We start from the raw sequence: 16,760 nt of genomic DNA on the forward strand, positions 1-16,760 counted from the left end.
GAAAAGGTTTTGATGCAGCAGAACTCAACGCTGGTGCGGGGGCTCACTGAGCCCGGAGAATTCCGGGACAACTGTGGTTTTGGTCTGATTGCCCATATGGAGGGCAACGCCAGCCACGAGCTTTTGCAAACCGCCATTGAAGCACTGACATGTATGACCCACCGGGGCGGCATTAATGCCGACGGAAAAACCGGTGATGGCTGCGGTCTGTTGCTCAAGAAACCCGACTCTTTCTTCCGCAAGGTTGCGAAAGAGCAGTCCATCAGTCTGCCGGATAACTACGGCGTAGGCATGGTGTTCACTCACCCTGACAGCGCTGAAGCCGACAAGCAGAAAGCCGCCATCAATGCCGCCCTGGAAGCGCAGGACGTGCAGGTACTGGGCTGGCGTGAAGTGCCCACTGACGACGCGTGTCTCGGTGAGCTGGCGCGTGCCTCTCTGCCAGGTTTCTGGCAAGTGCTGGTGGCTGCGGACGGTAACTCCGAGCAGGAACTGAACCGTCGCCTGTTCTTTGCCCGCCGGCATGCCGAGAAGGCTGTCGAAAGCGATGGCTACTTTTATGTCTGCTCCCTGTCTGCCTCGGTCATCTCCTATAAAGGGTTGATGATGCCGGTGGACTTGCCGACCTTCTTCCCGGACCTGGGTGACAGCGCCATGGAAACCGCCATTGTGGTGTTCCATCAGCGCTTCTCCACCAACACCCTGCCGCAGTGGCCGCTGGCTCAGCCGTTCCGTTACCTGGCACACAATGGTGAAATCAACACTGTTCAAGGTAACCGTAACTGGGCGCTGGCACGTGAAAACAAGTTCCAGAATGAGTTGTTGCCTGGCCTGGAAGAGCTGAGCCCGCTGGTAAACCGTACCGGCTCTGATTCTTCCAGCATGGACAATATGCTGGAAGTGCTGCTGTCCGGGGGCATGGATCTGTTCCGTGCGGTGCGCATGATGATCCCGCCTGCCTGGCAGAACGTGGACACCATGGATGCCGATCTGCGTGCCTTCTACGAATATAACTCCATGCACATGGAGCCGTGGGATGGTCCGGCTGGCCTGGTGCTGACCGACGGGCGCTACGCTGTTTGTATGCTTGACCGTAACGGTTTGCGCCCGGCGCGCTGGGTCGTGACCAAGAACGGTTTCATCACTCTGGCGTCAGAAATTGGTGTCTACGGCTACAAGCCGGAAGACGTGGTGGCGAAGGGCCGTGTCGGACCGGGTCAGATTCTGGCCGTGGATACCGAAACCGGTGAAGTGCTGCACACCAGGGACATCGATAACCGTCTGAAAGTGCGTCACCCCTATCGTGACTGGCTGAAGAGCAATGCCCTGCGTATCGAGGCGGACTACGACCACGAAGTGGGCCGTACCGACGAGGTGGACCCGCAGGATCTGCTCAGCTACCAGAAATTCTTCCAGATCAGCTTTGAAGAGCGTGATCAGGTGCTGCGCCCGCTGGCCGAGTCCGGCCAGGAAGCCACCGGCTCCATGGGCGACGATACCCCCATGGCGGTACTGTCCCGCCGTGAGCGCCAGCTGTCTGACTACTTCCGTCAGCAATTTGCCCAGGTGACCAACCCGCCCATCGATCCGCTGCGTGAAGCGATCGTCATGAGCCTGGAAACCTGTGTGGGTGCCGAGCGCAATGTGTTCGAGGAAACCGCCGATCATGCTGATCGCGCGATCCTGTCCACACCGGTATTGTCGCACTCCAAGTTCACCAACCTGTTGAACATCGATCGTCCTGGCTACGATGTGGCCAAGATCAGCCTGCACTACGATCCACAGGTGGGCCTCAAGCAGGCGGTGCTGAACATCTGCGCCGAAGCCGAGCAGGCGGTGCGCGATGGCAAGGTGATTCTGGTGCTGACGGACCATGGCATCAGCCAGGATACCCTGACGGTACCGGCTCTGATGGCTACCGGTGCGGTGCATCACTCTTTGACCTCAACCGGTCTGCGTTCCGATGCCAACATTATTGTTGAAACGGCCACGGCTCGTGATTCCCATCACTTTGCTGTGCTGTTTGGTTTCGGTGCCACCGCGGTTTATCCGTACCTGGCCTATGACGTGATCGCCGACATGGTTCGTTCTGGCGAGCTGCTGGGTGATGCCGTTGAGCTGCAGAAGAACTTCCGCAAGGGCATCAACAAGGGCCTGATGAAGATCCTCTCCAAAATGGGGATCTCCACCATTACCTCCTATCGGGGCGCCCAGTTGTTCGAAGCGGTAGGTATCAACAGCGAAGTCGTGGATCTGTGTTTCCGTGGTGTGGCCAGTCGTATTCAGGGGGCCGGCTTTGAAGATTTCGAAGCGGACCAGCTGAGCCTGGCCAAGGATGCCTGGAAGCAGCGCAAGCCTATCGACGCTGGCGGTATCCTCAAGTTCATCCACGGCAAGGAATATCACGCCTTCAATCCAGACGTGATCCATGCCCTGCACCGTGCCACCCAGGACAATGACTACGACGCCTACCGTGAGTATGCCGAGCTGGTCAACAATCGTCCTGTGGCCACCCTGCGTGACCTGTTCGCCCTGCGTGATGACGTGGACGCGATCAGTGTGGACGAGGTGGAACCGCTGCAGGATATCCTGCTGCGCTTTGACTCTGCCGGTATGTCTCTCGGTGCCTTGAGCCCTGAGGCCCACGAAGCCATTGCCACGGCCATGAACCGCCTGGGTGGTCGCTCCAACTCCGGTGAGGGTGGTGAAGATCCTGCCCGTTACGGTACCGAGCGCGTGTCCAAGATCAAGCAGATCGCCTCAGGCCGTTTCGGTGTGACACCTCACTACCTGGTGAATGCTGAAGTGCTGCAGATCAAGGTGGCCCAGGGTGCCAAGCCCGGTGAGGGTGGTCAGCTGCCGGGGGGCAAGGTGAATACCTTGATCGCCCGTTTGCGTCACTCTGTGCCTGGCGTGACCCTGATTTCACCGCCGCCGCACCACGACATCTATTCCATTGAGGATCTGGCTCAGCTGATCTTTGACCTCAAGCAGGTCAACCCGGATGCCCAGGTATCCGTTAAGCTGGTCTCCGAGCCGGGTGTGGGTACCGTTGCCTCTGGTGTGGCCAAGGCCTATGCCGATCTGATCACTATTTCCGGATACGACGGTGGTACCGCGGCCAGTCCGCTGACGTCCATCCGTTACGCGGGTTCACCGTGGGAACTGGGTCTGGCGGAAGCGCATCAGGCCCTGCGCGGTAACGATCTGCGTGACAAGATCCGTCTGCAGACCGATGGTGGTCTGAAGACGGGGCTGGACGTGATCAAGGCGGCTATCCTGGGCGCCGAGTCCTTCGGATTCGGTACCGTGCCGATGATCGTGCTGGGCTGTAAGTACCTGCGTATCTGTCACCTGAACAATTGCGCCACCGGTGTTGCCACCCAGCGTGATGACCTGCGCAAGGAACACTACATCGGTGCTCCCGAGCTGCTGATCAACTACTTCACTTTCGTGGCTCAGGAAGTGCGTGAGCTGTTGGCCGTGCTGGGGGTGAAGAGCATTCCCGAGCTGATCGGACGTACCGACCTGCTGAAAGTGCTGGAAGGTGAAACCGCGCGTCAGGCCAAGCTGGATCTGACACCGATCCTGCGCAACGACCTGGTGCCGGCCGACAAGCCGACTCACTGTCAGGTGAGCCGCAACGAGCCGTTCGACAAGGCACTGCTCAGCCAGAAGATGGTCGAAGACATGCAGGTCGCCATCGACAGCAAGTCCGGTGGCTCCTTCCACTACGAGATCACCAACTGTGATCGCTCCGTGGGGGCTCGTATTTCCGGTGAGATCGCCAAGAAATACGGCAACCTGGACATGGAAAGTGCTCCCATCAAGGTGCGCTTTACCGGTACTGCTGGCCAGAGCTTCGGCGTGTTCAATGCCGGCGGCCTGCACATGTATATCGAAGGCGATGCCAACGACTACGTGGGCAAGGGCATGGCTGGCGGCAAGCTGGTCATTCGTCCGCCCGTGGGCAGCCCGTTCAAGAGTCAGGAAACCGCCATTATTGGTAACACCTGTCTTTACGGTGCCACTGGCGGCAAGCTGTTTGCCGCGGGTACCGCCGGTGAGCGTTTCGGGGTGCGTAACTCCGGCGCCCACTCCGTTGTGGAAGGCGCAGGCGACCACTGCTGCGAATACATGACGGGTGGTTGCATCACCGTACTGGGCCGCACCGGCCACAACTTCGGTGCGGGCATGACCGGTGGTTTTGCCTTTGTACTGGACGAAGATAACGACTTCTTCGACCGCATCAACCCGGAACTGATCGAACTGCATCGCATCAGCTCTGAAGCCACCGAGTCTCACCGCAGCCACCTGCGCGGCGTGATCAGCGAATACGTTGAAGAGACCGGCAGCGAGTGGGGCCAGTATATTCTGGATAACTTTGATGCCATGAGCCGCAAGTTCTGGCTGGTGAAGCCCAAGGCCGCGAGCCTGGACAGCCTGCTGAACTCCACGCGTGCCAATCCGGCATAACAGAGGTTGGAGAGAACATGGCTGAGCGTTTGAACAATAATTTCCAGTTTCTCGACGTGCCCCGGCACGACCCGAAGAAAAAGGATATTGAAGACCGCAAGCACAAGTACGAGGAAATCTACTACCCGTTCGAAACTCGGGAAGTGGAGAATCAGGCGCATCGTTGTCTGCACTGTGGTAACCCGTACTGCGAATGGAAGTGCCCGGTACACAACTACATCCCCAACTGGCTGAAACTGATCAGTGAAGGGAACCTGATGGAAGCTGTGGAGCTGAGTCACCAGACCAACTCCCTGCCGGAAGTCTGTGGTCGTGTGTGTCCGCAAGACCGTCTTTGTGAAGGGGCCTGTACCCTGAACGACGGCTTTGGTGCAGTCACCATTGGTGCCACCGAGAAGTACATCACCGACACCGCGCTGGCCATGGGCTGGCGTCCGGATATGTCCAAGGTGGTATGGACCGACAAGAAAGTGGCGGTCATTGGTGCCGGTCCTGCAGGTCTGGGTTGTGCCGATGTACTGGTGCGTAATGGCGTCAAGCCGGTGGTCTTCGATCGGTACGAAGAGATTGGTGGTCTACTGACCTTCGGCATTCCGGAATTCAAGCTGGAAAAACCGGTCATGGCCAAGCGCCGTGAAGTCTTTGAAGGCATGGGTGTGGAATTCCGCCTGGGCGTGGATGTGGGCACTGATGTGACCATCGACGAACTGCTGGCTGACTACGATGCCGTGTTCATGGGCATGGGGACCTACACTTACATGAAGGGTGGTTTCCCCGGTGAAGACCTGGACGGTGTGTTCGAGGCGCTGCCGTTCCTGATCTCCAACGCCAACCGTAACCTCGGCTTTGAGAAAGACGAAGCCGACTTCATCGGCATGGCCGGCAAGCGTGTGGTGGTGCTGGGTGGTGGTGATACCGCCATGGATTGTAACCGTACCTCCATCCGTCAGGGTGCCGAGGCGGTAACCTGTGCCTACCGTCGTGATGAAGAAAACATGCCAGGCTCCCGCAAGGAAGTGGCCAATGCCAAAGAAGAGGGCGTGCAGTTCCTCTTCAATCGTCAGCCCATCGAAGTGGTTGGCGAGAATGGCAAGGTGGTTGGCGTGAAGGTGGTGGAAACCAAGCTGGGCGAGGCCGACAACAATGGTCGTCGTCGTCCCGAGCCGATCCCGGGAAGCGAAGAAATTCTGCCAGCGGATGCGGTAATCATTGCCTTCGGTTTCCGTCCCAGCCCGGCAGACTGGTTTGCTGACAAGAACGTGAACACTGACGACTCCGGCCGCGTAACCGCTGCCGAGAAGCAGGAATTCCCGTTCCAGACCAGCAACGAGAAAATCTTTGCCGGTGGTGACATGGTTCGTGGCTCCGACCTGGTGGTAACCGCCATCTGGGAAGGCCGTGAAGCTGCCAAGGGTATTCTGGATTACCTGGATGTATAAGCGCTGGACGCTGGACGCCTGACGCCAGACGCTTTAAAACAGTAGTGCCAGAAATGTTGCGGCTCCGCAGAGATTCTTTGCGGAGCCGCAATGCTATCAGAAGCGGGTTGAGCGTCAGGCGTCAGGCCTCAGGCGTCCAGCCAGGACTTTAGGACTTATTAATGACTTTTGCCCCTCTCCAGAACGACCTGTTTCTCCGAGCCCTTAACCGGGAATCTGTCGAACGCACGCCAATCTGGATGATGCGTCAGGCGGGTCGTTACCTGCCGGAATACCGCGCCAGCCGCGAGAAGGCTGGTTCGTTCATGGACCTTTGCATGAATGCGGATCTGGCCTGTGAGGTGACCCTGCAACCGCTTGAGCGTTATCCGCTGGATGCTGCCATCCTGTTCTCTGACATTCTCACCATTCCGGATGCCATGGGGCTGGGGCTGTACTTTGAGACTGGCGAGGGGCCCAAGTTCAAGAAGGTGGTGCGCACGGAAGCCGACGTTGCCGCTCTGCCGATTCCGGATGCAGAGTCAGATCTGGGCTATGTGATGAAGGCGGTCAGCACCATTCGTGGGGCGCTTAATGGTCGTGTGCCGCTGATTGGTTTCTCTGGTAGTCCGTGGACCCTGGCCACTTACATGGTGGAAGGCGGCTCCAGCAAGGACTTTCGCCATCTCAAGGCCATGGTCTACAGCCAGCCGGAACTGGCCCATGCGCTGCTCGACAAGCTGGCGCAGTCTGTAACCAGTTACCTCAACGCCCAGATTCGCCATGGTGCCCAGGCGGTACAGATCTTTGATACCTGGGGCGGCGCCCTGTCTGCTGAGGCCTATCAGCAGTTCTCGCTGAAATACATGAAGCAGATCGTAGATGGCCTGATTCGTGACCATGACGGTCGCAAGGTGCCGGTGATCCTGTTCACCAAGAATGGCGGGCTGTGGCTGGAGTCCATGGCAGACACCGGCTGCGATGCTCTGGGTCTGGACTGGACCATCAATATCGGTGATGCCCGTCGCCGGGTGGGGAACAAGGTGGCGTTGCAGGGCAATATGGATCCGGCGGTGCTGTACGCTGCTCCGGATGCGATTCGGGCTGAAGTGAAGCGCATCCTGGAAGATTTTGGTGATTACCCTGGTCATATCTTTAATCTGGGGCATGGCATCACGCCGCAGGTCGACCCGGAACACGCCCGGGTCTTCATTGAGGCGGTACACGAATTCAGTCAACGCTGAAGCTGGCGGGACGCGCTACGCGTTACGCCTGGAATGAATAAATATAAGAGCGCGCAGCAGGGAATGCAGAGCGCGTAATCAGAGGGGGGGGGTGGATATGCGGGGATTAATCGTTAGCTTGTTGTTGGTGCTAACGGCGCCAGCGATGGCGATGTCGCTGGCGCTGGCCAAGGTGGAGCGTGCCGAGGAGGGGGAAACCGAGCAGCAGGTCTGTGACCGGGCATTGGCCCGGATGACCGAGGAACTGCACGGGAGTCTACTCAGCGTGATTGCCGCCACGGATGCCTATGAACAGCGCAGGTTGGCCTATCGGGATCAGGGGCTTGAGGAAAGCCTGCTCGATGACGCCTATTTGAGTCAGCTTTTTTCGGAGAAGCCGGAGGTGAAAGGGCGCCGCTGGACTGGCTCGCGCTGTTCGGTAAGGGCCCGTTATGAGGCCGATATTGATGCCCTTGCTGTGCGCGTTCCCCTGCCCATGGCAACTCCTGCGCCTGCTGCCAATAGTGATAATCCTCCTCCTCCCGGAGTAGATGAAAAAACCTGGGAGCTTTTCAGTAGCAGTCGTGACCGCGCAGAGCTGTCTCAGGTCTTCAGCACCGTGGCAGCCCTGCGCGTGCAGATTGTCGAATACTACGCTATGACGGGCGGCTGGCCGGAAGATTTGGCCAGTATCGGTGTGGCGCCGGAGCAGCTGGTGAGCAAGCGTATCAAGCGGGCCTACCTGCTTAAGGATGGATTGTTGAAGTTCGAGCTTGCCGGGCGGCTTGCCGGCCATTCACTGAGCACCTGGCCCACCGATGTGGGGGTGCGTGGTGTGGAGTGGCAGTGCACCACCACGGTGAATATGGGGCCGAATAACTTCTGTGAGCAGGTGGAGTAATTAGCTTCGAGTTGCGAGTTGCGAAAAGCGAAAAAAGAGGCCGCGCCCCTGGTTTGGGCGCGGCCTCTTTCGTTTGAGTGGCTCACGCTATCATCCGCATTGTTGCGTGAAGCGTGATGCGACACTTTACGCGCCGATTTTGCGCATCTGATAAACGTTGTGGGAGATGGCAACCACCTCGCCGTTGGCGTCTTTCAGCTCCACATCCCATTCGAAATCGCACTTGCCCACTTCTTCCGTGGTGCTCTCGATGCGCTGGATTTCTTCTTCGCTCAGGGTTACCTCAACGGTTACGTCGGTGGTGGCAGGACGACGGAAGCGAATCGACATGTCCTTGACGATGGGATAGAACTTCCTGGTATCAAAGGACGCCAGGTAGATGGTGCCGCCGGGGAGTTCGGCAATGGTGTATAGCGCGCCAGCGTACATGATGCCTACATGATTGATGTTGGGTTTGAATGGCATCAGCATTTTGCAGTAACCCCGATCCACGTCCAGAGTCTGCACTTCACAACGCTCCACGAACGGGAACGTCTTGTCACTGGCAAGCTTGATGAGGTTCTTTTGTTCTTCGGTCAGGGCCATGAGAGTTCTCCTTAAGTTGGGAGAATGCTAACAAAGGCCCTTGGCACCCCGTGAAGCCGTTTAGTTCAGTTGGCTGGCGTAAACGGTCAGTCGGGGCCGCACGAAGGTTACTGGTCGAGCAGGAGGTCCGTCTTGGCTGCGCAAATGAAGTCGTTGCGGTGCAGACCGCCGATTTTGTGGGTCCACCAGGTAACAGTGACCTTGCCGTATTCGGTCAGAATGGCCGGGTGATGGCCCTCGCGCTCAGCCAGCTGGCCCACCTGGTTGGTGAAGGCCAGTGCCTGTTCAAAATTGCGAAAGCTATAATGGCGTTGCAGCTTCTCCACGCCGTCCTCTTCCACCTGGATCCACTTGGGTATCTGGGGAAAGAGAGATTCCTTTTCCTGTTCAGTGACTTCCGGTGCATCCGCCCGGCAAGCCTCGCAGGCTTGGTTATTGAGCGTACTCATGGTGATTACCCGTCTCGCGCTGACAATGGGAATATGTCTCCATTGTCAGGGATCCATTTGGGGTTGGCAATTTACGGTGTCTCAGGTTCGCAAAGACGAACCGGATCTCCATCGGTGCCACCGGGCGCCATTTTCTTGAGAATGCGGCGCAGCTTTTCCAGGTCTGTGTCGTCACGTACCCGACCCGGAATTTCCATGCCTTCAGCCAGATTCAGCAGAACCGCCTTCATCTTCTCCGGCATCAGCACCGGCTGGCGGTGCTGCAATACGTAGATCAAGTCACCGCGCTTGAACAGCAGGAAGCCGTAATAGTAAGTACCGCTTTCTGCTTCCATGTCCTTCACCTGGGCCGCATCCACGTTAATACCAATGATGGCAAACAGGGCCTTGGGGTCGGAGTCTTCAAGAAATTCCCGGTAGGAGGCTTCGGCGCTGGTAATCATCGGTGCCTTGGCGACCACTTCGCGCAGATAGCTGTTCAGGGTGAGGTTGAGCAGGGTCAGATCGGAAGCAAACCGCGGCGCTTCAATCATGGGATGCGTCTGCACATTCAGGTAGTCGGCACGAAACAGGCGGCCGCTACCATCCCAGAAGGTGGTGGAGCCTCCATTGCGGTCACAGCGCTCGTCCAGAACCACCTCGCCACGAAAGGTGTTGATGCTTAGATCGAGAATGTAGGCGCCGGCAGGTGAAAAGTAGTAGTCCCCTTCACGCTCTCCCTGTAATCCCTGGCATCCAGCCAGCAGAGAAAGGGTTGATGCCATGAAGAGCAACGCGGCAGTTTTGGTTATTTTCATTATTCGCCCCGAATTTGGAAAAAGCTGCAAGGCACCTGGGTCAAGGCTGGCACAGAGGCCACCGGTTGGCCGGGTGAAAAGATGCCAAACGATCATAGCATAACCGGTGCATATTGCCGCCAGTCGGGCTGCTGGCCGCGATGACTTAAAGTGGCGGCAGATTGTCCACTGTCACCACATTCTTGTTCTCGGATGGGCGGATCGTGCGATCGAAGTACCAGGTGGCTTTCCGGGGCGAGTCAAACACTCGCAGTGTCACAGAGGCCAGAGGGGCGTCACAGGCTCGGATCTTCTGGGCCCGTTCGTTAAACGCGGACAGCACTCGTTCCATCAGTGGTTGCTGTCGGGCTTCGGCGGCAGCTTCGCAGCTCTGCCCGTCACTTTGCAGATAATTGATGGAAGGGGAGATCAATATGTTTTGCTGCAGTTGCCGCTGGCTGGCGTCAATCACCTCCACACATTGATGAGTCCAGTAATAGTAGCAGTCTCCAGCCCGGGCCATGGTGGCTGATGCCATGAGCAGGGTGCAGATGATCAGGCGGATCATGATGATGCCTCCTGCTGCTGCCGGCCTGGCTCCCATTGCAGGAAAATGTGGTCGGCGATCAGGTGTTCCGGGATGCGATGACGAATCTGATCGTGCAGTGCTGGCAACTTGCTCCAGTGCAAGCCTGGCAGCATATGGTGAGCGGTATGGTAGCCCAGATTCCAGGAAGGCAGGTTGTAGCGTTTCAGTTCTACATTTCTTGAGGCATGGAAATGATCTTCGAACCCGGTATCGGCATGTTGGCCATAGGTGTTGTCCAGCAGCATGAACAGCATGGCCACCATGGGGAGCACAAACAGAATCAGCGCGTTGCGCGGATCGTATGCCAGCAAGGCGACAAGGGGTATGTTAGCGATCACTAATAGGCGCAGGAAGCGACGGTAGAGCCTGGGATGCTGTTGCCCGATCCGGTGAATTTCCGGGTAAATCATCAAGGTATTGACCAGCACATACCGCCAGCGGGGCATCAGCGAGCCGTCAGGCAGTTGCCATGGGGATGGATCCTTTGCCGGGTCCAGATAGAGTTTGTGGTGCCCGATATTGTGATGCAGGGTCCAGCTCAGTGGACTGGTGCCGGTCTGCAAATACAGGATGCACTCGAACAGTCGGTTCAGAGGCCGCTTTCGGAAGGTGTTCACATGGTGATGATTGTGGCAGATGGCGCCACAGGATACTTGTACTGGCAGCAAGGCCAGCATGGCTATCCATGTGGTTATTCCTGAACTGAAAAAAAACAGCGCAAGTTGAATGGAAAACACCGCCAACACCAGGGCAACAGCGGCAAGATCAGCCCTATAGCGTACTAACATCTCATCCACCCGGGCTAAGCGATAGCCCTGACTACGAATAAGCGGTGAGTCTAATCGTTATGCCTTGGTCTAGATAAGACCACATTGACCAAAGGCGTCAGCGCCTTGGTCAATGTGCGGTGGCGAGCGTGAATTCTGCCTCGAGTGGAGAGTGGAGTCAGACCCGCGACAACAGGTCTCGAGCAATAGCAATAATTTGCATTTCATCTGTGCCGGCATAAATCTGCAAAATCTTGGCGTCGCGCATGAGCTGTTCCACGCGGGATTCACGCATATAGCCATAGCCGCCATGGATCTGTACCGCTTCGGTGGCCACTTCCATGGCGGCCTGGGCGGCATAAAGCTTCATTGCGGAGGCCTCTGCCAGGGTCATCGGCTTGCCCTCGGCGGTCATCTCGATGTAGCGGAATACCATATTTTGGAGATTGCTGCGGGCCACTTCCATCTTGGCCAGCTTGAGCTGGATTAGCTGGTTCTGACCGATGGGGCGTCCAAACTGGCTACGGTCGTTGGCATACTGCACGGACAACTCCATGGCACGTTCCACCATGCCCAGCGCCATGGCTGCGACGCCAGCCCGCTCCTGCATGAAGGTGCCCTTGGCTCCACTGCGGCCATAGCTGTCTTCGCTGCCGCCAAGCAGGCGGTCGGCTCCCACTTTGACATCGCTGAGGAACAACTCGCCAGTGGGTGAAGAGCCGATGCCCATTTTCTTGAACGGCTTGGACTGCTCCAGCCCTTCCATGCCGCTGTCGAGAATGAAGGAGATGATCTTGCGTTGTTCTGGAGCAACGCCTTCTTCATCCAGTTTGCAGATCAGAATGATGGTGTCGGCGAAGGGGCCATTGGTAATCCAGGTCTTGCTGCCGTTGATGACGTACCCGCCGTTACCATCGCGTCGTGCCACGGTCTTCATCTGGCCGAAAGCGTCGGAACCGGCATTGGGTTCGGAAATGGCCCATGCACCCACTTTTTCCAGGGTCAGCAGCGGCAGCGCCCAGCGCTCTTTCTGCTCGATGGTACCCTTGCTCATGATGGCGCCGCCGGCCAGACCCATGGAAACGCCCATGGCGGTTACCAGTCCCTGGGCATGGCGGCAGATCTCGATGATCGGGATCATGCGCATGGCGGCTTCCTCACCGGCCATGGCCGAGGGGCCATCCTTTTTCTTTTCCTCCACTTTCTCGCCAGCGGCGATTGCTTTTTCCCGGGCCAGTTGCTTCTCGAAGTTTTGTGCGGCCATGACGTCCATGCCAAACGTCTTGATCAATTTGCGCAAGATGTCATAGGGCGGTACGCCGTTGTATTCGATATCGTCCAGCTGTGGTACCACCTCTTTTTCCACGAAATCGCGGACCATCCGCTGAATCATCTGTTGTTGTTCTGACCACTGAATCATGGGGTTATCCTGTCAGTTTGAATTGGATCAACAGTAACAACATCACTCCTTTGCCCGCATTGATCATAACGGACGGAATTCTTGACGTTCGGGATCAACCGGAGAGACGATTGGCGTGGAAAAAGGGGGTAATCTGGCCGCTGTGGTGGGCAGGGGGGGCAGCCTCAAGAAACGTCGGTAGTCAGTACGCTGGCCGAGGCAGGGCATGGCCTGCGCCATGCCCATACGCTTATCGGCGTGCTGCGCTGCCAGAGGCTGAGCGGGTTGCATGGTGAAGAAAAAGGCCGATGTCATCGCAGTCGACAGCCTCCCCATGTTCTGCCTTATCGAACCAGGACTCCAGGGCCTGTCGTGATACCTCGTCACACAAATCCGGGTTGTACAGTTTCATGTTCCAGCTGGCGAACTCGCGGTGATCATTCTCCTGACTGGCCAATACCCTGAAATCGCCGTGTCGTTGATCCTTGCGCAGTTCAGCCACCAAATCCTCGACGACACTCTTGTCTCCCTCAAGAATTTGTATGAATCGGCGTTTACGGTAGAGCAAAACACCGGTCACGTTCCGTCGCTGATTATTTCGGGCTGATGTTTTGACGATGTCCAGACGCTCTTCCAGTGGCATGTCGTGGTAAGCAATGCTGGTGTAAACAAGTTGGTAGATCATTATCGTTCCCTCGATGAGTCAGTGATGGCAAAGCGAGTGCAAAAATAATGGATATGCAACTAGTAAAAAATTATCAGCGAGAAATGAGGTTGGGTAATATTATTTTGCTATTAAAGAGCCGTAAATTTCCGTGAAGGTCGAGTGAAACTGGCAGTGCTGCGTGCTCACTTCATGGCGAGTGGCACAGGTTGATTCGCTGGATTCAACGCGGAGAGCCCGAGGCCGCAGGAAAGCGGCCTGGGTTGTTAGTGCGCGGTAATACAGGGGAAAGGCTCGAAGCTGACACGCATAACCAGGGCGTCCGGGCCTGCGTTTGTGGCGGCGGCATGGATATCGTCAGGGCGAAGGCGCGGGTGGCTGCCATTGAAAAACTTTCTGGCGGCACTGGCGTTGAGGGTACGCTCGCGGGCAGCCTCATAGGTGATGCCGTTGCCGCCGAGCAGGTGGCGAATGTATTCCGCGCAGGCGACGTCTTCATCGCCGGTAGGGTGGGATGCCACCAGCACCACCGTAGGCGGGTTCTGCTTGCGCAGATAGTTGGCAGTCGCTTCGGCATTCACCAGGCCGGCAACCAGGACTTCGCGGCTGTCACGGGCGCGCAGGGTTGCTGCAACCCCGTTGGTGGTGCGCAGAATCATTTCCTTGCCAGCCAGTTCGGCGTGATCTATCTCCCAGGGGGAGTTACCGAAGTCAAAACCCTTGATGGGCAGCGCATCGACTTCCCCGGCCAGCAAGGCGTCGGGCAGGTGTTCGTCGCGAAGCGCAAAGGCCTGCTCAGCACTGGCCACCGGCCAGATGCAACGCAGCCCCTTGCGAAACGCATGGTGACTGGTGGTGAAGGCGCGGATTACGTCAATCACCACAGTGATGCCATGAATGTTATGCGGCGGGTTGTGCCCCTGGGCAATATGAATTTCCATTGTCTTCCTTGCGGGGCTGGCCAGTTTCAGAAGAGCAGGCCAATGCCCCAGGTCGCGTTGTCAAAAATCTCTTCCTCATCATCCTGATACTGCTCAGCGGCGATGGTGAAGGTAATGCGGTCACCCAGCGTCAATCGATCCTTCGGGGTTTTTGTACCGGAAAGGAAATCCATTACTGAACGGAAATTGAAGTCGGATCGAAAGCGGATCAGGTCGCCATGGTTGCCATAGCCATACTGAACTTGCAGCAAGCGGCTAAAACCCACCCCCAGATAGGCATTGTTGACTCGTTCACCATCTGCTTCGGAAAAGTCGTCCCGGCTGTCGGGGCGCAAGGGGGAATCACCAAATTTCTTGCTGGCGACGCCTCCGTTCAGGGCCACACTGGTGTAATTGGCATCGACAAAAAAGCCGGTGTCGATATCTTCGGTGGGATCGACACGACCCACCGAGAACACGGTGCCGCGGATCAGTGTGACGCCGCTGTAGCGTTCCTCTGCCTGGGCGGTGCTGCTCAGCACTGCCAGTGTTGCCATTGTGGTTATTATTTTTTTCATGGGTATCCCTCCGTGATCAAGCCGCCATTATGCCTACAGTCTGTAGGGGTTTCACCATTAGCGGAGTGCAATGGCCTGTTTGGCTAATCCTGGGGTTGAGGGATTAAAGCGCGCGTGCCAGACACCATACCCTGACCGAGGCGGCGCCTGCTGTAAGCAGGGCCCGGCTGGCTTCCCGGGCGGTCGCGCCTGTGGTCATCACGTCATCGACCAGAATCAGGTGCTTGCCTCGTACATCCGACTGGCAACGGAAGGCCTTACGCAGATTACGCTGGCGTTGGTGACGTGTCAGGCCTTGCTGATGCGGGGTAGCGCGACAGCGCTTCAGGGCCGGTACCACCGGGCGCTGCCAGTGGCGACTGAGCAGCTGGGCCAGTCGCTCACTCTGGTCAAACCCCCTGCGCCAGCGGCGCAACCAATGCACGGGCAGTGGGCAAATCAGGTCACTGTCAGGCCATGGGAGCGGGGCGTCAGAGAGAAGCTGTTGCAAGGCCCGTTCGTTGACGAGTTTGCCGTGATATTTGAACCCCTGAATCAACATGTCCAGCGGGAACTGATAGGGGTAGAGCGCGGTGCTGGAGGCGAAGTCAGGTGGGCGACGGATGCAGCGGCCGCACAGCGGGGGCGCCTCGGAGATGGCTGGGGCGGCGCTAAATGGCAGGCCGCAGCGACATTGGTTGTTGGGGAGGGGCTGCAGAAGGGTCAGGCAGTGGCTGCAGAGTGGCTGGTCATCTCTGATACCGCAAAGCAAGCAGGGCACGGACTGGTTAAATAATGTGCTGCAGTAAACTTTTGTTGCTGCTGCGAGGTTGACAGGTGGCATGCTGCTCCCTAGCCTTCTAGGCACGAATCAAGGAGACAAGCATGCCCGCCACCGCCAGCACCGCCCAAGAGTCCCAGTCTCAAATCGCTGTACGCCATGACTGGAAACGTAGTGAGATCGAAGCCCTGTTTGCGCTTCCGTTCAACGATCTGCTGTTCAAGGCTGCCACGGTACACCGGGCCTTTTTCGATCCCAATGCGGTGCAGGTGAGTACCTTGCTGTCCATCAAGACGGGGGCCTGCCCGGAAGACTGCAAGTACTGCTCCCAGTCCGGTCACTACAACACCGAGCTGGAAAAGGAAAAGCTGCTGGAAGTGGCGCGGGTAGTGGAAGAGGCCAGGGCGGCCCGTGACAAGGGGGCCTCGCGCTTCTGTATGGGGGCCGCCTGGCGCAGTCCCCGTGACCGCGACATGCCGTTCGTGCTGGACATGATCCGCCAGGTGAAAGGGCTTGGCATGGAAACCTGCATGACCCTGGGTATGCTCGACAAGGGCCAGGCCGAAGCGTTGGCGGACGCGGGCCTCGATTACTACAACCACAACCTGGATACCTCCCCGGAGTACTACGGCAAGGTGATCACCACCCGCACCTACAATGACCGGCTGAGCACGTTGTCCAATGTGCGTGATGCCGGCATGAAAGTGTGCTGTGGCGGTATCGTGGGCATGGGCGAAGAGCGGGACGATCGCGTGGGCTTGCTGCAGCAGCTGGCTAACCTGCCCCACCATCCGGAATCCGTGCCGATTAACATGTTGGTAAAGATCGAAGGCACGCCGCTGGCTGACGTGGATGACCTGGATCCGTTCGAGTTCGTGCGCACGGTGGCTGTGGCGCGGATTCTGATGCCGGAATCCTATGTACGGCTGTCTGCCGGCCGTCAGGAAATGAATGATGAAGCGCAGGCGCTTTGCTTCATGGCCGGTGCCAATTCGATCTTCTATGGCGAGCGTCTGTTGACCACCGATAATCCTGAAGCCAATCACGACCAGCAGTTGTTCAAGCGCTTGGGCATCCATCCGCTGGATCCCCGCCATGAGGCGTCCGATGAGGCCCATGAAGAAGCCATTAAGGCGCAGGTGGCCGAGCAGCAGGCAGAAGACGCCGGGCTGTTTTACAACGCCATGGACAAGCGTGCTGCCAAGCATGTGCTGGACAAGGACACCGGTCGACCCGCAACCACCGAGCATTAAGG

The 16,760-nt window shown here is 57.7% G+C and carries 15 protein-coding genes; 5 read left to right on the forward strand and 10 right to left on the reverse strand.

What is annotated here, in order from left to right:
- Positions 1–12: 12 nt before the first annotated feature.
- From gltB to GFN93_RS05895, 4 genes are all read left to right on the forward strand, one after another.
- On the forward strand, positions 13–4,476 hold the full coding sequence (gene gltB, locus GFN93_RS05880) for a glutamate synthase large subunit (protein ID WP_153499730.1): 4,464 nt from the start codon (positions 13–15) through the stop codon (positions 4,474–4,476).
- A gap of 17 nt (positions 4,477–4,493) precedes the next feature.
- Positions 4,494–5,915 (forward strand): FAD-dependent oxidoreductase, encoded by a 1,422-nt coding sequence (locus GFN93_RS05885; RefSeq protein WP_153499732.1) that lies wholly within the window; start codon positions 4,494–4,496, stop codon positions 5,913–5,915.
- Between the two features lie 161 nt (positions 5,916–6,076).
- Positions 6,077–7,138, forward strand: coding sequence for a uroporphyrinogen decarboxylase (gene hemE, locus GFN93_RS05890; protein WP_153499734.1), 1,062 nt, complete (start codon positions 6,077–6,079; stop codon positions 7,136–7,138).
- 97 nt (positions 7,139–7,235) lie between these two features.
- Positions 7,236–8,018: a pilin gene (locus GFN93_RS05895; RefSeq protein WP_153499735.1), complete on the forward strand. Its 783-nt coding sequence runs from the start codon at positions 7,236–7,238 to the stop codon at positions 8,016–8,018.
- Between the two features lie 126 nt (positions 8,019–8,144).
- On the opposite strand, the gene GFN93_RS05900 is transcribed toward GFN93_RS05895, so the two are convergent.
- The 10 genes from GFN93_RS05900 to GFN93_RS05945 all read right to left on the reverse strand — a co-directional run bounded on the left by GFN93_RS05900 (position 8,145) and on the right by GFN93_RS05945 (position 15,568).
- On the reverse strand, positions 8,145–8,603 hold the full coding sequence (locus GFN93_RS05900) for a YiiD C-terminal domain-containing protein (protein WP_153499736.1): 459 nt from the start codon (positions 8,601–8,603) through the stop codon (positions 8,145–8,147).
- A 107-nt stretch (positions 8,604–8,710) separates the two neighbouring features.
- Entirely contained in the window at positions 8,711–9,052 is a 342-nt protein-coding gene (locus tag GFN93_RS05905; protein ID WP_153499737.1) for a 4a-hydroxytetrahydrobiopterin dehydratase, read from the reverse strand.
- 71 nt (positions 9,053–9,123) lie between these two features.
- Positions 9,124–9,849, reverse strand: coding sequence for a hypothetical protein (locus GFN93_RS05910; RefSeq protein WP_153499738.1), 726 nt, complete (start codon positions 9,847–9,849; stop codon positions 9,124–9,126).
- A gap of 145 nt (positions 9,850–9,994) precedes the next feature.
- Positions 9,995–10,396 (reverse strand): hypothetical protein, encoded by a 402-nt coding sequence (locus GFN93_RS05915; RefSeq protein WP_153499740.1) that lies wholly within the window; start codon positions 10,394–10,396, stop codon positions 9,995–9,997.
- Positions 10,393–11,205 carry a fatty acid desaturase family protein gene (locus tag GFN93_RS05920; RefSeq protein ID WP_153499742.1) on the reverse strand — a complete coding sequence of 271 codons (813 nt, stop codon included), beginning with the start codon at positions 11,203–11,205 and terminating at the stop codon, positions 10,393–10,395. Before GFN93_RS05920 ends, GFN93_RS05915 begins: the two co-directional genes overlap by 4 nt.
- 157 nt (positions 11,206–11,362) lie before the next feature.
- Positions 11,363–12,604 (reverse strand): acyl-CoA dehydrogenase family protein, encoded by a 1,242-nt coding sequence (locus GFN93_RS05925; RefSeq protein ID WP_153499744.1) that lies wholly within the window; start codon positions 12,602–12,604, stop codon positions 11,363–11,365.
- Between the two features lie 229 nt (positions 12,605–12,833).
- Entirely contained in the window at positions 12,834–13,268 is a 435-nt protein-coding gene (locus GFN93_RS05930) for a BLUF domain-containing protein (RefSeq protein ID WP_153499746.1), read from the reverse strand.
- A gap of 245 nt (positions 13,269–13,513) precedes the next feature.
- On the reverse strand, positions 13,514–14,188 hold the full coding sequence (locus tag GFN93_RS05935; protein WP_153499748.1) for a 2-phosphosulfolactate phosphatase: 675 nt from the start codon (positions 14,186–14,188) through the stop codon (positions 13,514–13,516).
- A gap of 26 nt (positions 14,189–14,214) precedes the next feature.
- The gene (locus GFN93_RS05940; RefSeq protein ID WP_153499750.1) at positions 14,215–14,745 is read right to left on the reverse strand and encodes a hypothetical protein; all 531 of its coding nucleotides are present in this window, start codon (positions 14,743–14,745) and stop codon (positions 14,215–14,217) included.
- A gap of 103 nt (positions 14,746–14,848) precedes the next feature.
- Positions 14,849–15,568 carry a ComF family protein gene (locus GFN93_RS05945; protein WP_153499752.1) on the reverse strand — a complete coding sequence of 240 codons (720 nt, stop codon included), beginning with the start codon at positions 15,566–15,568 and terminating at the stop codon, positions 14,849–14,851.
- 41 nt (positions 15,569–15,609) lie between these two features.
- Between GFN93_RS05945 and bioB the strand changes: the two genes are divergently transcribed.
- The gene (gene bioB / locus GFN93_RS05950; protein WP_153499754.1) at positions 15,610–16,758 is read left to right on the forward strand and encodes a biotin synthase BioB; all 1,149 of its coding nucleotides are present in this window, start codon (positions 15,610–15,612) and stop codon (positions 16,756–16,758) included.
- Positions 16,759–16,760 lie beyond the last annotated feature (2 nt).

It is taken from the genome of Alcanivorax sediminis, assembly GCF_009601165.1.
GTDB classification, from domain to species: domain Bacteria; phylum Pseudomonadota; class Gammaproteobacteria; order Pseudomonadales; family Alcanivoracaceae; genus Alcanivorax; species Alcanivorax sediminis.

What these genes read in the sequence shown, in the direction of transcription:
- GFN93_RS05885 (WP_153499732.1), top strand. Translation starts at nt 4,494, where the DNA reads ATGGCTGAGCGTTTGAACAATAATTTCCAGTTTCTCGACGTGCCCCGG.
- gltB (WP_153499730.1), top strand. Translation starts at nt 13, where the DNA reads ATGCAGCAGAACTCAACGCTGGTGCGGGGGCTCACTGAGCCCGGAGAA.
- GFN93_RS05925 (WP_153499744.1), bottom strand. Translation starts at nt 12,604, where the DNA reads ATGATTCAGTGGTCAGAACAACAACAGATGATTCAGCGGATGGTCCGC.
- GFN93_RS05915 (WP_153499740.1), bottom strand. Translation starts at nt 10,396, where the DNA reads ATGATCCGCCTGATCATCTGCACCCTGCTCATGGCATCAGCCACCATG.
- GFN93_RS05935 (WP_153499748.1), bottom strand. Translation starts at nt 14,188, where the DNA reads ATGGAAATTCATATTGCCCAGGGGCACAACCCGCCGCATAACATTCAT.
- GFN93_RS05940 (WP_153499750.1), bottom strand. Translation starts at nt 14,745, where the DNA reads ATGAAAAAAATAATAACCACAATGGCAACACTGGCAGTGCTGAGCAGC.
- GFN93_RS05900 (WP_153499736.1), bottom strand. Translation starts at nt 8,603, where the DNA reads ATGGCCCTGACCGAAGAACAAAAGAACCTCATCAAGCTTGCCAGTGAC.
- GFN93_RS05905 (WP_153499737.1), bottom strand. Translation starts at nt 9,052, where the DNA reads ATGAGTACGCTCAATAACCAAGCCTGCGAGGCTTGCCGGGCGGATGCA.
- hemE (WP_153499734.1), top strand. Translation starts at nt 6,077, where the DNA reads ATGACTTTTGCCCCTCTCCAGAACGACCTGTTTCTCCGAGCCCTTAAC.
- GFN93_RS05910 (WP_153499738.1), bottom strand. Translation starts at nt 9,849, where the DNA reads ATGAAAATAACCAAAACTGCCGCGTTGCTCTTCATGGCATCAACCCTT.
- GFN93_RS05895 (WP_153499735.1), top strand. Translation starts at nt 7,236, where the DNA reads ATGCGGGGATTAATCGTTAGCTTGTTGTTGGTGCTAACGGCGCCAGCG.
- GFN93_RS05930 (WP_153499746.1), bottom strand. Translation starts at nt 13,268, where the DNA reads ATGATCTACCAACTTGTTTACACCAGCATTGCTTACCACGACATGCCA.
- GFN93_RS05920 (WP_153499742.1), bottom strand. Translation starts at nt 11,205, where the DNA reads ATGTTAGTACGCTATAGGGCTGATCTTGCCGCTGTTGCCCTGGTGTTG.
- GFN93_RS05945 (WP_153499752.1), bottom strand. Translation starts at nt 15,568, where the DNA reads ATGCCACCTGTCAACCTCGCAGCAGCAACAAAAGTTTACTGCAGCACA.
- bioB (WP_153499754.1), top strand. Translation starts at nt 15,610, where the DNA reads ATGCCCGCCACCGCCAGCACCGCCCAAGAGTCCCAGTCTCAAATCGCT.